This window comes from Sinorhizobium glycinis, from assembly GCF_001651865.1.
Taxonomy (GTDB): domain Bacteria; phylum Pseudomonadota; class Alphaproteobacteria; order Rhizobiales; family Rhizobiaceae; genus Sinorhizobium; species Sinorhizobium glycinis.
This window is the reverse complement of sequence record NZ_LPUX01000065.1, coordinates 76,988-93,197: the sequence shown is the minus strand read 5'-3', so window position 1 is coordinate 93,197 and position 16,210 is coordinate 76,988. Positions and strand designations below refer to the sequence as shown.

At 62.3% G+C, this 16,210-nt stretch carries 14 protein-coding genes and 1 pseudogene; 9 read left to right on the top strand and 6 right to left on the bottom strand.

The window, feature by feature from the left end; translation table 11 throughout:
- Positions 1 to 510: pseudogene (locus AU381_RS30840) on the bottom strand (hypothetical protein); the annotation flags it as partial.
- Between the two features lie 197 nt (positions 511 to 707).
- Between AU381_RS30840 and AU381_RS24095 the strand changes: the two are divergent.
- Complete coding sequence (locus AU381_RS24095) at positions 708 to 1,274, top strand: transglutaminase-like cysteine peptidase (protein ID WP_064244289.1); 567 nt, start codon at positions 708 to 710, stop codon at positions 1,272 to 1,274.
- Between the two features lie 50 nt (positions 1,275 to 1,324).
- On the opposite strand, the gene AU381_RS30835 is transcribed toward AU381_RS24095, so the two are convergent.
- Positions 1,325 to 1,735, bottom strand: a complete 411-nt coding sequence (locus AU381_RS30835) for a MerR family transcriptional regulator (protein WP_244520123.1) — start codon at positions 1,733 to 1,735, stop codon at positions 1,325 to 1,327.
- A gap of 197 nt (positions 1,736 to 1,932) precedes the next feature.
- Between AU381_RS30835 and AU381_RS24090 the strand changes: the two genes are divergently transcribed.
- Positions 1,933 to 2,580: a TetR/AcrR family transcriptional regulator C-terminal domain-containing protein gene (locus AU381_RS24090; protein WP_064244288.1), complete on the top strand. Its 648-nt coding sequence runs from the start codon at positions 1,933 to 1,935 to the stop codon at positions 2,578 to 2,580.
- A 60-nt stretch (positions 2,581 to 2,640) separates the two neighbouring features.
- Positions 2,641 to 3,660 carry a ketol-acid reductoisomerase gene (gene ilvC / locus AU381_RS24085; protein WP_064244287.1) on the top strand — a complete coding sequence of 340 codons (1,020 nt, stop codon included), beginning with the start codon at positions 2,641 to 2,643 and terminating at the stop codon, positions 3,658 to 3,660.
- 108 nt (positions 3,661 to 3,768) lie between these two features.
- Here the strand turns inward: ilvC and AU381_RS24080 are convergent, their stop codons facing one another.
- A complete protein-coding gene (locus AU381_RS24080) occupies positions 3,769 to 4,023 on the bottom strand; it encodes a hypothetical protein (RefSeq protein WP_064244286.1) in 255 nt (84 codons plus the stop codon).
- Between the two features lie 550 nt (positions 4,024 to 4,573).
- Here AU381_RS24080 and AU381_RS24075 point away from each other — a divergent pair.
- The 3 genes from AU381_RS24075 to AU381_RS24065 all read left to right on the top strand — a co-directional run bounded on the left by AU381_RS24075 (position 4,574) and on the right by AU381_RS24065 (position 10,059).
- The gene (locus tag AU381_RS24075) at positions 4,574 to 6,331 is read left to right on the top strand and encodes an adenylate/guanylate cyclase domain-containing protein (protein WP_064244285.1); all 1,758 of its coding nucleotides are present in this window, start codon (positions 4,574 to 4,576) and stop codon (positions 6,329 to 6,331) included.
- A gap of 176 nt (positions 6,332 to 6,507) precedes the next feature.
- A complete protein-coding gene (locus AU381_RS24070) occupies positions 6,508 to 7,734 on the top strand; it encodes an aminotransferase-like domain-containing protein (protein WP_064244284.1) in 1,227 nt (408 codons plus the stop codon).
- Positions 7,735 to 8,088: 354 nt separating this feature from the next.
- On the top strand, positions 8,089 to 10,059 hold the full coding sequence (locus AU381_RS24065; RefSeq protein WP_064244296.1) for an acyltransferase family protein: 1,971 nt from the start codon (positions 8,089 to 8,091) through the stop codon (positions 10,057 to 10,059).
- A gap of 238 nt (positions 10,060 to 10,297) precedes the next feature.
- Here AU381_RS24065 and AU381_RS24060 read toward each other — a convergent pair whose 3' ends face one another.
- Positions 10,298 to 11,347 carry an aldo/keto reductase gene (locus AU381_RS24060; protein WP_064244283.1) on the bottom strand — a complete coding sequence of 350 codons (1,050 nt, stop codon included), beginning with the start codon at positions 11,345 to 11,347 and terminating at the stop codon, positions 10,298 to 10,300.
- Between the two features lie 80 nt (positions 11,348 to 11,427).
- On the bottom strand, positions 11,428 to 12,102 hold the full coding sequence (locus AU381_RS24055; protein ID WP_064244282.1) for a glutathione S-transferase family protein: 675 nt from the start codon (positions 12,100 to 12,102) through the stop codon (positions 11,428 to 11,430).
- Between the two features lie 287 nt (positions 12,103 to 12,389).
- Here AU381_RS24055 and AU381_RS24050 point away from each other — a divergent pair, with 287 nt between their 5' ends.
- The 3 genes from AU381_RS24050 to AU381_RS24040 all read left to right on the top strand — a co-directional run bounded on the left by AU381_RS24050 (position 12,390) and on the right by AU381_RS24040 (position 15,944).
- Positions 12,390 to 13,202 (top strand): class I SAM-dependent methyltransferase, encoded by an 813-nt coding sequence (locus AU381_RS24050; RefSeq protein ID WP_064244281.1) that lies wholly within the window; start codon positions 12,390 to 12,392, stop codon positions 13,200 to 13,202.
- A 231-nt stretch (positions 13,203 to 13,433) separates the two neighbouring features.
- Complete coding sequence (locus tag AU381_RS24045) at positions 13,434 to 14,042, top strand: glutathione S-transferase family protein (RefSeq protein ID WP_064244280.1); 609 nt, start codon at positions 13,434 to 13,436, stop codon at positions 14,040 to 14,042.
- Positions 14,043 to 14,231: 189 nt separating this feature from the next.
- The gene (locus AU381_RS24040; RefSeq protein ID WP_064244279.1) at positions 14,232 to 15,944 is read left to right on the top strand and encodes an HAD-IIB family hydrolase; all 1,713 of its coding nucleotides are present in this window, start codon (positions 14,232 to 14,234) and stop codon (positions 15,942 to 15,944) included.
- A gap of 25 nt (positions 15,945 to 15,969) precedes the next feature.
- On the opposite strand, the gene AU381_RS24035 is transcribed toward AU381_RS24040, so the two are convergent.
- Positions 15,970 to 16,164, bottom strand: a complete 195-nt coding sequence (locus tag AU381_RS24035; protein WP_064244278.1) for a hypothetical protein — start codon at positions 16,162 to 16,164, stop codon at positions 15,970 to 15,972.
- Positions 16,165 to 16,210 lie beyond the last annotated feature (46 nt).

Below are 16,210 nucleotides of genomic sequence, written 5' to 3'. Positions count from 1 at the left end.
GCCGCCATCGCCGCCGCCGCTGCCGCCGCCATCACCGCCGCCGCCGCCATCGCCGCCGCCGCCATCGCCGCCGCCGCCGCTGCCGCCGTCATCACCGCCGCCGCCGCCGTCGCCGCCGCCATCGCCGCCGCTGCCGCCGTCGCCGCCGCTTCCTCCGCCGCTGCCGCCGTCGCCGCCGCTTCCTCCGCCGCCACCGCCGGTTCCGCCGCTGCCGCCAGTGCTCGGACGAGTTGCGTCGGAATCGCTGCGATCGCGGCTGGGGGCAGTGGCGCCTATGGCCGCTGTCGTCAACGGCGGGCACATTTTGATTTGCGCGGGAGTAAGAATTCTCGATCGATTTATTGCAACGCAGCACGCTGCAAAGTTGTTTTCCGTCAACGGGCTGCATTGCGCTGCAGTCATCCGCCGACGCTCTACTGCGTCCGCGTCTGTAACTACAACGACGGCTGCTATCGAGGCCGTGGAGAGCATGAAAAATGTTCTAAATATCGATCTATGAATTCTTTTCATTACTTTACTCCACGCAAATATAAATCATGAAAATAAAGTGATGATTTACTTAAAGATGCTGGCGGTCAATTTACGAAATATTAGTAGGGTCGTCACAAGAATGCCCTATTCCGAGCTAATCAAGCACGGGCTAATCCTTATGATTTAAACTCTCTACGTCGCGCTTTGGGGAGTGCGACTACCTTTGGGGGAATTTCATGAAACGCTTCATCGCGCTGACCGCTATTCTATTGTCGATCGCTGCCCCAAGGGTGGCTGATGCAGGGACGATCATGAAAACGACCGGCAAGGCTTTTGCGCCCCCGGCCTTCCACACCTTCTGTTCGCGGGAACCGAGGCTGTGCAGAACCGGCGGAGGCAGGGGAACGGTCACCCTCGGCGCGGAAAAGGTAAGCGAACTCAGACAAGTCAACAGTGCCGTCAATGCCCGTATCAAGGAGCGCAGCGATCGTGCGAATGTCGGCAGGACCGACGACTGGCGCGTACCGACAGCCTATGGAGACTGCGAGGATTTCGCAATTATGAAGAAGAGCGAGCTCCTGAAGCGCGGCTGGCCGGCCTCCGCATTGCTGCTGACGGTTGCCCGATATCACGGCGATGGCCATACGGTACTGACCGTCCGCACCAGCGAAGGGGATCTTGTGCTCGACAACCTGACCAATTCGGTCAGGGACTGGTCGAGCACGCCCTATGACTATTTCGCCCGCCAGTCGCAATCGAACGGCAGCCGCTGGGAGCGGATCGGCGGAGCACAGCGCATCTGATTGAGGCTCGCCTGCGGCCGACTCGGCGCGACTGCTGCAGCCTGCAAGCATCAAGCGACCGATGCGCAGGCCAGCCGAGAGGCGCCGAAAGGCGGGCGCCTCCGGCTCAGTGCGCTACAGCGTGGGCCGACATATACATGCCGCCGAGGCGTCCGTCGGCGGCAGACGTCGAAGCCGTCGCGCGCGACTCCCAGAGTCGACTGCCTAAGGCAACACGAGTGTCGATTGCTGCGGCCAGGATGACGGTGATCTTCGACAGGCTCGGGCCAAGGCGCTTCAGGGCCTGAATCTCGTGCAGGCGAGCCAGCTCTGCGGCGCCATAGAGCCGCCAGTTCGCCTGTGCGCCTCGGAAAGACCAGCCCGCGGCTTTCGTAGACGCGCAGCGCCCGGACGGTCAGGCCGAAGCGCTTGGCACAATCGGCGGCGGTCAGCCATTGGTTTTCTTCGATTTTACGAGCCATCGCATCTCCTTTGAGAATCTCTTCTAAGGTGTGACCTTGGGTTCGGCTCAAGAGGCAGCAAAATCGCACGAGAGCTCCCGGACCTTTCTGCTTCTTTCACAATTGCTTCCGCGTTGCAGAATCGGCCTTGACGTCCTGCTGCCGTCTCAATAAAAGTTGCGAACCGTACCGTACGGTACTGATGGAGCGGCAGTGAAGTGCAAGGTGTCGGAGCGACAGAGGAGGCAGGTGCCGGAAGCGGCGTGACGGAGCGTCAGGGTGCCGTTCTGGAACAGGCGTTGCGGCTCCTCGTCGATGGCGGCGAGAGGGCGCTGACGACCGCGGGGGTGGCGCGCGCGGCGAATTGCTCCAAGGAAAGTCTCTATAAATGGTTCGGCGACCGCGACGGGTTGCTCTCGGCGATGATCGCCTTCCAGGCGAGCAAGGTGAGGACGCTCGACGTTTCTGGCGAGGCGCTGGACGGGGCGAGGCTCAGGGCGCATCTTGTCGCCTTCGCAACGGACCTGCTGGAGGTGCTTGCCGGCGACGTGTCGCTGGCGCTCAACCGGCTGGCGATCGGCCAGGCAAGCCGCGAAGGCTCCAGGCTCGGCCGGCTGCTCGAGGAGCGCGGACGCCGGCAGATCGGCCGCAGGGCAGGGGCCTTGCTCGAGGCAGGCCGCAACGCGGGGCTTCTCGGCTTCGATGATGCGGAGGAGGCCTATGGCGCGCTCTATGGACTCGTCGTCGCCGACTGGCATTTGCGCATGCTGCTCGGCGAGGATCCGAGCGGATTGAAGAAGAATTTCGGCCTGAGGGCGGAGCGGGCGGTGAACGCCTTTCTCGCGCTCTACGGCAGAAAAGGGTAACGGCGGTCGGACATCTGGACCGTCAAAGCGAAACGGACAAGCAAAGGGAAGGAAAGTTCAATGCGCGTCTATTACGATCGTGATGCCGATCTCAACCTCATCAAGTCGAAGAAGGTCGCTATCATCGGCTATGGCTCGCAGGGCCGCGCCCATGCGCTGAACCTCAAGGACTCCGGCGCACAGAACGTCGCCATCGCGCTCAAGGCCGGCTCGGCCACGGCGAAGAAGGCCGAAGCCGACGGCTTCAAGGTCATGACGGTTGCCGAGGCTGCCGCCTGGGCCGACCTGATGATGATGGCGACCCCGGACGAGCTGCAGGCCGACATCTACAGACAAGAGATCGCCGGCAACATCCGCGATGGCGCGGCGATCGCCTTCGCCCACGGCCTCAACGTTCATTTCGGCCTGATCGAGCCGAAGGCATCGGTCGACGTCGTGATGATCGCGCCGAAGGGCCCGGGCCACACGGTTCGCGGCGAATACCAGAAGGGCGGCGGCGTTCCCTGCCTCGTCGCCGTTCACCAGAACGCTTCCGGCAATGCGCTCGATCTCGCGCTCTCCTATGCCTGCGGCGTCGGCGGCGGCCGCTCCGGCATCATCGAAACCAACTTCAAGGAAGAGTGCGAAACGGACCTCTTCGGCGAGCAGGTCGTTCTCTGCGGCGGTCTCGTCGAGCTCATCCGCGCCGGTTTCGAAACGCTGGTCGAAGCCGGCTACGCGCCGGAAATGGCCTATTTCGAGTGCCTGCACGAGGTGAAGCTGATCGTCGACCTGATCTATGAAGGCGGCATCGCCAACATGAACTACTCGATCTCCAACACGGCCGAGTGGGGCGAATACGTCACCGGCCCGCGCATCATCACGGAAGAGACCAAGGCCGAGATGAAGCGCGTCCTGAAAGACATCCAGACCGGCAAGTTCACCTCGGAATGGATGCAGGAGTATCGTTCGGGTGCAGCCCGCTTCAAGGGCATCCGCCGCGTCAACGACGCGCACCAGATCGAGGAAGTCGGTGCCAAGCTGCGCGGCATGATGCCGTGGATCGGCAAAAACAAGCTGGTCGACAAGGCGAAGAACTAAGCCTTACCTCCCAAGGCCAGAGGAAGCCGGGGCCCGTGCCTCGGCTTCTCATTGTGGGTGAAGGGAAGGATGGTGCGGGCAACGGGGCCGCGCCGAGGCTTGACCGCATCACATCGGGTCTTTGCCCTTCATGGCATTTGCCATATGTGTCTTGCACTTATCCTGGTCATTCGCCGCCAATGCTTCCTTGGCCATGGCGAGCTCTTTCTGGGCCATCTCCTTGCGTCCCGAGTCGGTAATCTGGCCCACCTCCGTTTCGAGCTTCGTCATGCCCGCCTGATCGCAGACAATATCCGCCTGTGCGAGAGCGGGGGACACGCAAGCAGCCGATATCGCGGCGGCAACCAACAGTTTCTTGAACATATGTAACCTCCAATTTCATCGCTTGGTGCGATACACGGGGCCAAACCGCCGTCGGGCGGTTCAGTTCCTTCAAGGAGGCTATCAATGCTGTAGAAATCGCGCTGCCACCCGTGCGCCCGTAGCTTCTCGCGCTGTACTTGCGGGCAGCCCAAGGCTGCCGCTGATGGTGCAGTTGCGATCGGCAAGCCAATTCTCGGGCTGTGGTGGGCGCCGGATCAGTCACTCTGTGGTGCTTCCGACATGGTCCTCTGTCATCGCTCGATCTCCACTGCGAGAGCCCGTAACCACCGGTTTCAACCGGTTGCACAATTCGCCACGCGAATCCATCTCGGCTCCAGCAATCGTCAGCCCCCTCAGCCGCCAATAGTCCTGAACGTCCAATGGAGAAAATCGTCGTGAGCTTGCAACCTGCGGATGACGCACCGGCCCATTATGTTTAGGCCGAACACAACCCCGCCTTGATCCCGCTGCCAATTTGCGCTTCTCCGGTTTTCGTATTTAAGCTACCCTTGAAACATCCTGGCCCTGTGCCGAAGGAGCGGCAGTTCTCGTGGAACGCAAGCTCGCAGTGATCCTTGCCGCTGACGTAGCTGGCTACAGCCGGCTCGTCGCTGCCAACGAGGAAGGCACGCTCGAGACGCTGAGGACTTATGGCTCTATTATCGCCGATCTTGTGACCGAGCATGGCGGGCGGATATTCGCAACTGCTGGCGACAGCGTGGTGGCTGAATTTCAGAGCGCCGTACAAGGGGCCCGCGCCGCCGTCGCGATTCAACGGATCCTCAGGCGCCGCAATGCCGATCTTGCGCCGGACCGAAGGATGGAGTTCCGCATTGGTCTCAATCTGGGCGACGTCGTCGCGGAGGGCAACAACCTGCTCGGCGACGGCGTCAACGTCGCAGCTCGGCTACAGGAGGTTGCACAACCCGGAGGAATTTGCGTTTCGGGCGCATTGCATGACCAGATCGAGGGTAAGCTCGATTTTCCAATAGTCCGCCTGGGCGACCGAAAGCTCAAGAACATCCCGCGGCCGGTCGCGGTCTACGGAATCGATTGGCGTCCGGCGGGTTCGGCGGAGGCGGCGGTGCCTGGCGGGCCGATCGCCCTTCCGGACAAGCCCTCGATCGCGGTGCTTCCCTTCGTCAACATGTCCGGCGATCCGGAACAGGAATATTTCGCCGACGGCCTGGCCGAGGATATCATCACCGCCCTTTCGCTTTATCGCTGGTTCTTCGTCATCGCCCGCAACTCCTCCTTCGCCTACAAGGGGCGAGCCGTCGACGCAAAACAGATCGGTCGCGAGCTCGGCGTTCGCTATATCGTCGAGGGGAGCGTGCGCAGGGCCGGCACCCGTGTACGGGTCTCCGGCCAGCTTGTTGAGGCCGATACCGGGGTGCATCTCTGGGCGCAGCGCTATGACCGCGAATTCGCCGACATCTTCGCCATCCAGGACGAACTCGCCCAGAGCATCGTCGGCGCGATCGAGCCGGAAATCCTGATCGGCGAGAGCCGCCGCGCCTTGTCTCGCGGGACGGACAATCTTGACGCGTATGAATGCCACATGCGCGGCACGTGGCTGCACAATGCACAAGACACAGCCGAGCATTTCAAGGAAGCGATCACCTGGCACCGCCGGGCAATTGCCCTTGATCCTGATTTCGGCCGCGCGCACATGATGCTCGCCCGAGCGCTCTATGCCCGATGTTTCCATGGTTTCAGCGACGATGTCGACCGCGACGGTGCCGAACTCTGCGCCGCGGCCGAGCGCGCGGTAGCGCTCGAGGACCGCGATCCATATTCCCACTACGCCATGTGTCTTGCCCATTTCGCGGCACAGCGGGCGCATGCGGCCGTCGCCGAGGCGCAGCGGGCGGTCGACCTCAATCCAAATCTGGCGCTTGCCCACATGGGCCTGGGTTGGGCGCGGATCTACACTGGTCAGTTCGCTGAAGCGCTCGGATCATTACATACTGCACTGAGGCTCAGCCCACATGACCCGATATCCTACCTGTTTCTCGATCGTATCGCGCTCGCTCACTACCATCTCGCTGACTATGAGGAGGCGCTGCATTACTCGGAGCGGGGAGCCTCGCTCCGCCGGGGTTATTTCAATCGGATCGTGCTTCTTGCCAGCCTGGGGCAACTCGGACGCGACGGAGAGGCCCGTGGCCTCATTCCGGAAATCATGGCGAATGTGCCATCCGACATCACCCACTATTGGCGGATGCTGACGCCGTACGTCGATCCTGCTCACTACGAGCATTTCCTCGACGGACTGCGCAAGGCGGGGTTGCCAGTGGAAGTGTGAAAGAGCAAATCACAAGCAGGCTGACCGTCAGCGGAACCCTCCATCTCATCTTTACAGTCGGCTTCCACGCATACCTTCCATGCTTATGCAGGCGGACTCGCCAAAATAGGTCAGGAATATTGACATAAATCGCACGCTGTGATCATCTCCGGGCCATCGCCAGGAGGAAGGGCCGCATGCTCAATTGGGAAAGCATTTTTGCCACGCGCTCGAGCCGGATGAAGGCTTCGGAAATTCGCGAACTCTTGAAGCTGCTCGACCGTCCGGACATCATCTCCTTCGCCGGCGGCATTCCCGATCCCGAGCTCTTTCCGCAAGCAGAGTTCAGCCAGGCCTATGCGGAGATCTTCGGCGGACCGGCCGTCAGTGCCGCTCTGCAATATTCCGTCAGCGAAGGATACAGGCCGCTGCGCGAATGGCTTGCCAGGCAGATGGCGGCACTCGGCATTCCCGCGACGGTCGACAACATCTTCATAACTTCCGGTTCCCAGCAGGGGCTCGATTATCTGGGCAAGCTGTTTCTCTCGCCCAAGGACACGGCGCTCGTCACGTGGCCGACCTATCTTGGCGCGCTGCAGGCTTTCAACGCCTATGAGCCGAACTACGATCAATTGAACCCCGGCGGCAACCGCACCCCGGAAGCCTATGTCCAGGCAGCAGCCGAGGCCGGCGGCCGGGTGAAGTTCGCCTATCTCTCTGCCGATTTCGCCAATCCGACCGGCGAGACGGTGGACCGTGCCGGCCGAGAGCGGGTTCTGGATCTCGCCGAGGACCTCGGCATCCCGGTCATCGAGGACGCCGCCTACCAGTCGCTGCGCTACGACGGCGAGGCGATCCCGCCGATCCTGGCGCTGGAGATCGCCCGCAAGGGCAATATCAACAGTGCCCGGACAATCTACTGCGGCAGCTTCTCCAAGACGCTGGCACCCGGGCTTCGTGTCGGCTGGGTCTGCGCAGCCGAGCCGGTGATCCGCAAGCTGGTGCTGATGAAACAGGCCGCCGACCTCCATTCCTCGACCATCAACCAGATAGCGATCTGCGCCGTCGCCGAGCGCGGCTTCGACGAACAGGTGGCGAAGATCCACAAGGTTTACAGGCACCGCCGCAACGCCATGCTTGCGGCGCTTGAGAAATACATGCCGGCCGGGGTCACATGGACGAAGCCGGAAGGCGGCATGTTCGTCTGGGTGACGCTGCCGCAGGGTACGGACGGCGCCGAACTCCTGGCCAAATCGATCCAGACCGCCAAGGTCGCCTTCGTTCCCGGCCGCGCCTTCTTCGCCGACGGCTCCGGAGGAAACACGCTGCGTTTGAGTTTCTCCTGCGCCAGCGACAAACTGATCGACGAAGGTATCCGACGGCTCGGCGATTTGATTCGCGGTGGGATGGCGGAAGCCGCCTAGCCGATATTTTTCCACGATCATGCTGCCCGAAGCAGAAGGCGGCATCATTTGGCAGCGACCTCGGTTGAGGTTTTCGGCTCAAGCCCTTGCCTTTGCTCGAAATTCACTGAGCAGGCCAACGACTTCCTGGACCCTCGGCCGCATTGCCGTGCCGGCCGTATGAGCGGTCGGATTGCCGGTTGCACGAGGGATCAAAACGGCAGGCCCCTTATTGCGGCCATATTCTGAACCAGGATCACGCTCCGTTACGCCGCGTTGCAGCAAGATGCTGCGACGCAAAAGGAACTTTGCCTCCCCGGTTCGCTGATGTCCTTCGGCCGGTCGGGGGTGGCCCAGGGACAGGGCGTTATTCGCATGAATACACCAGCAACTTCAGGAAGTTTTCGTCCGGATATCGAAGGACTGCGCGCCCTGGCGGTCTCCGGCGTCATTGCCTTCCACTTCGGCATGACCAGCTTGCCCGGCGGCTTTGTCGGCGTGGACATCTTCTTCGTCATTTCCGGTTTTCTGATCACAAGGCATCTGCAACAGGAGATTTCGAAAAGCGGCACTGTCGATCTCTGGCGGTTCTACGCGCGCCGTGCCCGCCGTCTGCTTCCCGCTTCGCTTTTCGTTATCCTGACTACGCTGCTCGTCGGCTATTTCATCCTCGCGCCGTCCGAGCAGCAGTTCTATTCCAAGGGGTCGCTGTTCGCCTCGGCCTATATGATCAACCTCTGGCTGATTCGGTGGACGGTCGACTACTTTGCCTCGGACGCCTCGAACAATCCCTTCATCCATTTCTGGTCGCTCTCGGTCGAGGAGCAGTTCTATCTCGTCTGGCCCGCGCTGCTTCTCCTCCTCGCGCGGCTCAGGCCAGGGAAGGGGGGTCTTTTCATTCTCCTCTCCATGGTCGCTGCCATCTCGTTTGCGCTGTGCTGGCGCATGACGGCCGTGTCGCAGCCTTGGGCCTTCTATTTCTCGCCCCTGCGCGCCTGGGAATTCGCTTGCGGTGGTCTTGCTTCGATGGTGCTGCCGCAGCGATGGGCGCGGCGCTTCCGCTTTTCGCCCGCCCTTGGCTGGCTTGGGCTCTTGCTTATCGCCACGGCCTATCTGACGGTGACGGAGGGGATACCCTTTCCCGGCTCGATCGCGCTGGTGCCGGTTCTCGGCACGGTGCTGGTGCTCCTGAGCGGCGCGCATGAGGGCTCGGCCGGCCCGAAATCCGTCCTTGCGCTCCGGCCGTTGCAGGAAATCGGAAAGCTCTCCTATTCCCTCTATCTGTGGCACTGGCCGGTCATCGTCTATGCGGGCATTGTCCAGCCGGAACTCTCGCTCGTCGATCGGCTTCTGTGCCTGGCTGTCACGCTGCTCCTGTCGCTCTTCAGCTATCACTTCATCGAAAATCCGATCCGCCACAACGCCTGGCTGGCGGCGAAGACGGCGCGATCGCTGGGGCTTGCCGCGCTGCTCACCGGGGCCGGCACGACGGTCGCCTATGGCAGTGCCGCCTTGGCCGGCTACAGCTTCGATGGCAAGCAGCGGCTGATCCAGCAAAGCGCCGAACGCAAATCGGCGGCGCGGGAATTCGATTCGGCCTGCGTGCTCGAAAGGGAGGCGGTGCGGCCGAAGGCTTGCGCATTCGGCGCTGCCAAACCGAAGAAGACCATCGTCCTCCTAGGCGACTCCCATGCCGATCATTGGTCGACGCCGCTCAAGAAGATCGCGGAAAGGAATGGCTGGCGGCTCGTCACCTATCTGAAGTCATCCTGCCCGGCAGCGGACGTGCCGACCTGGAACGGCGTGCTGATGCGGAACTATGACGAGTGCGATGCATGGAAGCGCCTGGCCTTCGGAGAGATCGCAGCGCTTAAGCCGGATATGGTGATCCTTTCGCAATATTCGTCGAACTATGTGAGGAACGACATCAATTCCATATCCAGTCACCAGATGGATGTGCGGGACTGGGCGAAAGGCATCGAACGCTCGGTCGAGACATTGGAACGCGCCGGCAGCGACGTCGTGCTGCTGCGCGACGTGCCGGTGCACAAATCCTATCTCGACAAATGCGTCGCGCGTGCCTTGTGGCAGCAGAAGAGCCCGAGCGTCTGCGACACGCCGCGCCGCGAGGCGGTGGAGGAAACCATTCCCGCCGCCGAAAGGAAGATCGCCTCGCAGACGCATGCGTCTTATGTCGATGTGGTCGATCTCTTCTGTAACAGGACCACGTGCCCTGCGGTGATTGACGGAAAGCTCACTTTCCGCGACCGCCATCATATCGCCACGCCCTATGCGGAATCGCTGGCGCCGTCCCTTGAGCGGGCGATTTTCGGGGACAGGCGGTGAGGGCGGGAGGCGTTGCTACCCCCCTCTGCCCTGCCGGGCATCTCCCCCACAAGGGGGGAGATCAGCAAGCGGCTGACGTCTCGTTCAATCTACAGCGCTCCGATGCGCGTTCGCTGGTTTCGACTGCGCCAACTCGGGCAGGGCTTTGCTTCTGACCGATCTCCCCCTTGTGGGGGAGATGCCCGGCAGGGCAGAGGGGGGTAGCCTTCAGCGAACGCGGGGAAACCCATTGCTCCGCTCAAACATGCGGTCCGAGCAGCGACAGGTCGGCCGCGCCGAGCCGGTCCTTGGCGGTCCAGAGCTGGTGCCAATAGGGATAGATGACCGGCGGCAGGCTGACGGCGTCGAGCAGTTCGCGTTCCTCGTCCGACAGCTTGAGGCTGGCGGCGGCGAGGTTGTCGCGGAACTGCGCCTCGGTGCGGCCGCCGATGATGACGGAGGTGACAGCCTTGCGGCCGATCAGCCAGGCAAGCGCCACCTGCGCGGGCGAGACGTTGCGCTCGGCGGCGATCGCCACCAGCATTTCGACGATCTTCCAGAGCCGTTCCTCGTCGCGGATCGGCGGCTCGTTCCAGCCGGCGAGCTGACGAGTACCTTCCGGCGCCTGGCCGCGCCGGTGCTTCCCGGAGAGGAGGCCGCCGGCGAGCGGGCTCCAGACGAGGATGCCGAGGCCCTGGTCGATGGAGATCGGGATCAGCTCGTATTCGGCCTCTCGTGCCTCCAGCGTATAGTGGATCTGCTGACTGACGAAGCGCTGACGATGCTCGAGCGCGCTGATGCCGAGCGCCTTCATGATGTGCCAGCCGGAATAGTTGGAGCAGCCGATATAGCGCACCTTGCCATGGCGCACGAGCGTGTCCAGCGCTTCCATCGTTTCCTCGAGCGGCGTCTGGCCGTCCCATTCGTGCACCTGGTAGAGATCGATCACGTCGGTCTTCAGCCGTTTGAGGCTCGCCTCGCAGGCGCTGATCAGGTGCTGGCGCGAGAGGTTGCCGTCATTCGGGCCCGGGCCCATGGAAAAGCGCGCCTTGGTGGCGAGAAGCACGCCGTTCTTCCGCTTGCCGCCGAGAACCTCGCCGAGGATCTCCTCGCAGGTGCCGGTCGAATAGATATCGGCCGTGTCGATCAGGTTGACGCCGGCGTCGAGGCAGAGATCGACATAGCGGCGGGCCTCCTCGACACCGACATTGCCGACCTTGGCAAAATTGCCGCCGCCGCCGATCGTCATCGTTCCCATGGTGATGGTCGAGATCTTGAGGCCTGAGCGGCCGAGCAGACGATATTCCATTGTCTAGCTCCCTTGCGTGGTCGTTGCCGGAGAAGGTAGCCGGAGCGGGCGCGAAAACAAGCGCCGCCCCCGGCCGGAGGTCAAAGAAAGCGCGCCGGGATCGCTTCCTTATAGGGGAACATATCGAAATAGGGCTTCGCTTCGGCGAGGGTGCGCTGGAAGGATGGGCGCTCGAGCAGACGCTCGAAATAGGCCGAAAGGTCCGGATGCGTGCCGCTGAAGGGTTGCACGATGCCGGCATAGAAGAGGGCGGGTGCGGCGGCGCAATCGGCGATAGTGAAGGTCTCGCCGACAGCAAAGCGCCGGCCCTTGAGCTGCCGTTCGGCCAGATCATAGGCTACGGCGAGCGACGCATGCGCATCGGAGACACCGCGCCGGTCGTTCTCGCCGGAAGCGCGTAGCGTATCGGTGACGATCTTCTGCATCGGTACCTGGATGTAGAGATCGAAGAAGCGGTCCCACAGCCGTGCCTCGAGCGCCAGCGCCGCTTCGCGCGGGATCAGCGGTTCGCTGCCGGGGTAGTGGCGATCGAGATATTCGATGATGATCGAGGTTTCCGGCACAATCCTGTCGCGGGCGCCGTCGTGCAGCACCGGGATCTTGCCGACCGGCCAGACTTCCAGGTAACGGGCATTCTCCTCCGGGTCCAACAGGTCGACGGTCCTCGCCTCGAAGGGCGTTCCGGCTTCGTAGAGCGCGATCAGCACCTTGTGGCAGAAGGAGGCAAGCGGATGAATGTAGAGCGTCAGAGCCATGCGATCGTCCTTTGCCGTGTGGGGGAGGGGCCGTTGGAAAGATTATAACTATTGCGCGATCATGCTGGAACCCTTTGACAAGCACAGGGATAAGGGCGATTGGGCGTCGCATTGACTCTGCGTGGGCATGCGGCCGCCAATGTGCGAAACCAGCCGCAGGGTTCTGATTCATTCGATCTTCTCGTTGTATACGCTAGACGGCTTCGCGGAAGCGGTGCAAAGGCGTATCATGCCACCGGAGCCAGGCCGCAGTTGTCGCGAGCGGCGGGACAAACCGGGAGGGGAACATGACGGAGGCGGACAAGGTCTTTGCCGGAGCAATACCCGCGCTTTACGAGCGGCTGATGGTGCCGCTGATCTTCGAGCCCTATGCGATAGACTTGGCCGAGCGGGTTGCCCGCCTCAAACCCCTCGACGTATTGGAAATCGCCGCCGGCACCGGCGTCGTCACTCGGGCGCTGGCGCCCAAGCTCGATATCGAGGCGCAGCTCGTCGCGACCGATCTCAACCAGCCGATGCTCGACGTCGCGCAATCGAAGATGGGTGATGACGAGCGGGTCGTCTGGCAGCAGGCGGACGCAATGGCATTGCCCCTCGACGACGAGAGCTTCGATGTCGTCCTATGCCAGTTCGGCGTGATGTTCTTTCCCGACCGGGTCAAAGCCTACCGCGAGGCGAGGCGCGTGCTGAAGCCCGGCGGGCGCTTCCTCTTCAACGTGTGGGACAGGGTCGAGGCAAACGAGCTTGCGCACGCGGCCGTGGAGGCGCTGCAAGCGCGCTTTCCGGAAAACCCGCCGAGCTTCATGCGCCGCGTGCCGCACGGTTACGCGGACCCCGCGAGGATCAGAACCGACCTCGAGGCTGCCGGCTTTCACGACATCACGCACGAAACGCTGGAGAAAGCAAATGGCCCCATGTCCGCTTACGACGCCGCAACAGCTTTCTGCCAGGGGACGCCCGTCCGCAACGAAATCGAGGAGCGCGACGCTTCAGCGCTATCGGCGGTGACCGAGGCCGTGGCGGAGGCGCTGACGAAACGGTTCGGGAGCGGGATGATAGAGCGGCGGCTAAGAGCTCATATCGTCGAGGCCGTTTGGTAAGTATGGGCCGTCCCTTTCTCATTGCGAGCCAAAACGAGGTTCGGACGACCCGCGATGCACGGCGAGCTCCGCCCGTGCCCGTCTTCGTTCCAGCGAAGGATGTGGAGAAGCAGCAGGAGCTTCTCTCATCTTCCGGGGCAATCTACGTTCAAATGAAAACCGGTTGCTAAATACTACCATCGTGACATAATCCTGCCTCTATGGCGACACGCACCACTGAGGAGGAAGGCGATGAAGCTCTATCAGGGAATGGGACCAAACTCCTATCGGGTGCGCATATTCCTCAGGGAAAAGGGCATAGACGTGCCGATGGTGGAGGTCGATTTCGCAAAGGGCGAGCACAAGGCGCCCGTGTTTCTGGAGCTCAATTCGCTAGGGCAGATCCCGGTGCTGGAACTCGACGACGGCGCGATCGTCACGGAAAGCGTCGCGATCTGCCGCTATTTCGAGGAGACGCATCCCGAGCCGCCGCTTTTCGGGTCGGACGCTGTCAGCCGTGCCAAGGTGGAGATGTGGAACCGGCGGGCGGAACTCGTCATCTTCGGCACAATCGGCAATGTTGCGCTCCATTCCGATGCGTTGTTCAAGGATCGCCTCACGCAGTTTCCGGCCTTCGCCGAGACCGAGCGGCAGGCCGTGCCGAGGAAGTGGGCATGGCTCGACCAGGAGCTTGCCGACGGCCGGCCGTTCCTTGCCGGCGAGAGTTTCTCCGTCGCCGACATTACGGCTGGAGTCTGCGGCTGGCTCTCGGAAATCTTCGGCATGGAAATACCCGCAGACCTTAAGAACGTACAACGCTGGAACGAGCGGGTGAGAGGGCGGCCGAGTTGGAATGCGTGAGGCGGAACGCTCTCGGCATCGAACCGCATCGGAAGCGTAAACTGACAAGTCGCCTGTGCTTCTGCTCCGGAGAGGCCGTCCATATCCGCTGTCGCACTGCGGGAACCAGCAAGGGGCTCGCACGTTCCCTGTCAGCACGGAAAAGGCGACGGCCGGGGAATCCGGGCCGTCAAAAGAGGCGGCGCGCTCATGTATTTCATGGCCCTTGCGACAGATTATGATGGCACATTGGCCGAGTACGGTACGGTTCGGCCAGAAACCCTGGAAGCTTTGAAAAGACTAAAAGAGACGGGCCGCAAGCTGCTGCTCGTCACCGGACGCGAGTTGCCGGACCTGAAACGGGTTTTCTCCCATCTGGATCTGTTCGACAAGGTCATCGTCGAGAATGGCGCCTTGCTCTATTCGCCCGATACCGAAGAGGAGAAACCGATCGCGCCGGCGCCGCCGCCGGAGTTCGTTGAGCGCCTCAGACAGAAGGGCGTCGACAACATATCGGTCGGACGCTCGATCGTCGCCACCTGGGAGCCGCATCAGGCCGCCGCTCTGGAAGCGATCAATGAACTCGGCCTGGAATTGGAGATCATTTTCAACAAGGGCGCGGTGATGGTGCTTCCGACCGGCGTCAACAAGGCAACGGGTTTGAAGGCGGCGCTGAAGGAGATGCAGCTCTCGTTCCTGAATGTCGTGGCTGTCGGCGATGCCGAGAACGACCACGCATTGCTCAGGATGTGCGGCTGTGGCGCGGCGGTGGCGAATGCCTTGCCGGCGCTGAAAGATACCGCCGATTTTGCGCTGGAAGGCGAGCGCGGCGAGGGGGTCGAGGAACTGATCGCAGAGATCATCGAGCGCGACTATGCGTTCTGCGCCAATCAGCGCCACCAGGTGCCAGTCGGCGAGGATAAGAACGGCCCGGTGGAAATTGGACCGCCTGACGTCTTGCTGATCGCCGGTAGCTCCGGCATCGGCAAGTCGACGTTGGCAACGGCTCTTTCGGAGCGTTTGCGCGAGCGGCGTTTCCAGTTCTGCGTTTTCGATCCGGAAGGTGATTACGAGGATCTCGAAGGTACCGTGACCGTGGGCAACAGTTCGACCACGCCTACGGACAGCCAGGTGCTGGAAATTCTCGCCAATCCGGACGACAATGTGGTTGTGAGCGCGCTCGGCTTCGAACTCAAGGAGCGGCCTTCCTTTTTCGCCAAGCTGATGCCGGGCCTGTCGGCGCTTCGCGCCCGGACGGGCAGACCCCATTGGCTGATCATCGACGAGGCCCATCACCTCATGCCGGCGCCGCGCGACAGTGCCTCGCTGGCGCTGTCGGACGACATTTCGGGCACCATCATGATCACGGTGCATCCGGACGCGGTCTCGCCCAAGGCGCTCGCGGCGGTAACGGCGGTGGTGGCACTCGGCCCCAAGGCGCGCGAGGTGATCGAGACCTTCTGCGGGGCCGTCGGCGAGGCGCCGCCCGCAGGCATCGATCAACTCCACGAAGACGACGAGGTGCTCTTCTGGCGGCGCGCGACGGGTGCCCCGGTGCAGCGCATCCGGGCCGAAAAGCCGAAGCAGGCTCGCAAGCGGCACACCCGCAAATATGCCGAGGGGCACCTCGGCGAGGACGCCAGCTTCTACTTCCGCGGCCCGGAGAACAAGATGAACCTGCGCGCTCACAATCTGATCATCTTCCTGCAGATTGCCGAGGGGATCGACGACGAGACGTGGGAGCACCATCTGCGGGCGGGCGACTACTCGAAATGGTTCGGCGAGCGCATCGGCGATCCGGAGCTGGCGCAGGAAGCCGCGGGATTCGAGGAGGATCGTTCCCTCTCGCCCGCCGAAAGTCGGCAGAGGCTTAGCGACGCGGTCCGCCGGCGCTACACAGCACCGGCGTCCGGGAAGGACTGATGCCACGGCGAGGGAGTAAAGGCTTTTAGCGTTTCGGCCTCTGCTTGGTGGCGGCACTCCTGCCGTCAGAGCTCTTCGACCGCTCCTCGAACCGGTCTGCGCCCTTGGCGAGATCGGATCCCTTTTGCGCTTCCACCTTCTTCTCTTCCTTGGCGGCGCTCTTGTGCAAGCCGCCAGCGGATTTCTTGCCCTTTGCGGTCGGGGCTTGTTCGACACCCATTGCAGCCACTCCTCAATGAAGACGTATTTGAACGTCCCGGGAAGTT

What these genes read in the sequence shown, in the direction of transcription:
- AU381_RS24095 (WP_064244289.1), top strand. Translation starts at nt 708, where the DNA reads ATGAAACGCTTCATCGCGCTGACCGCTATTCTATTGTCGATCGCTGCC.
- AU381_RS30835 (WP_244520123.1), bottom strand. Translation starts at nt 1,735, where the DNA reads ATGGCTCGTAAAATCGAAGAAAACCAATGGCTGACCGCCGCCGATTGT.
- ilvC (WP_064244287.1), top strand. Translation starts at nt 2,641, where the DNA reads ATGCGCGTCTATTACGATCGTGATGCCGATCTCAACCTCATCAAGTCG.
- AU381_RS24080 (WP_064244286.1), bottom strand. Translation starts at nt 4,023, where the DNA reads ATGTTCAAGAAACTGTTGGTTGCCGCCGCGATATCGGCTGCTTGCGTG.
- AU381_RS24070 (WP_064244284.1), top strand. Translation starts at nt 6,508, where the DNA reads ATGCTCAATTGGGAAAGCATTTTTGCCACGCGCTCGAGCCGGATGAAG.
- AU381_RS24065 (WP_064244296.1), top strand. Translation starts at nt 8,089, where the DNA reads ATGAATACACCAGCAACTTCAGGAAGTTTTCGTCCGGATATCGAAGGA.
- AU381_RS24060 (WP_064244283.1), bottom strand. Translation starts at nt 11,347, where the DNA reads ATGGAATATCGTCTGCTCGGCCGCTCAGGCCTCAAGATCTCGACCATC.
- AU381_RS24055 (WP_064244282.1), bottom strand. Translation starts at nt 12,102, where the DNA reads ATGGCTCTGACGCTCTACATTCATCCGCTTGCCTCCTTCTGCCACAAG.
- AU381_RS24050 (WP_064244281.1), top strand. Translation starts at nt 12,390, where the DNA reads ATGACGGAGGCGGACAAGGTCTTTGCCGGAGCAATACCCGCGCTTTAC.
- AU381_RS24045 (WP_064244280.1), top strand. Translation starts at nt 13,434, where the DNA reads ATGAAGCTCTATCAGGGAATGGGACCAAACTCCTATCGGGTGCGCATA.
- AU381_RS24040 (WP_064244279.1), top strand. Translation starts at nt 14,232, where the DNA reads ATGTATTTCATGGCCCTTGCGACAGATTATGATGGCACATTGGCCGAG.
- AU381_RS24035 (WP_064244278.1), bottom strand. Translation starts at nt 16,164, where the DNA reads ATGGGTGTCGAACAAGCCCCGACCGCAAAGGGCAAGAAATCCGCTGGC.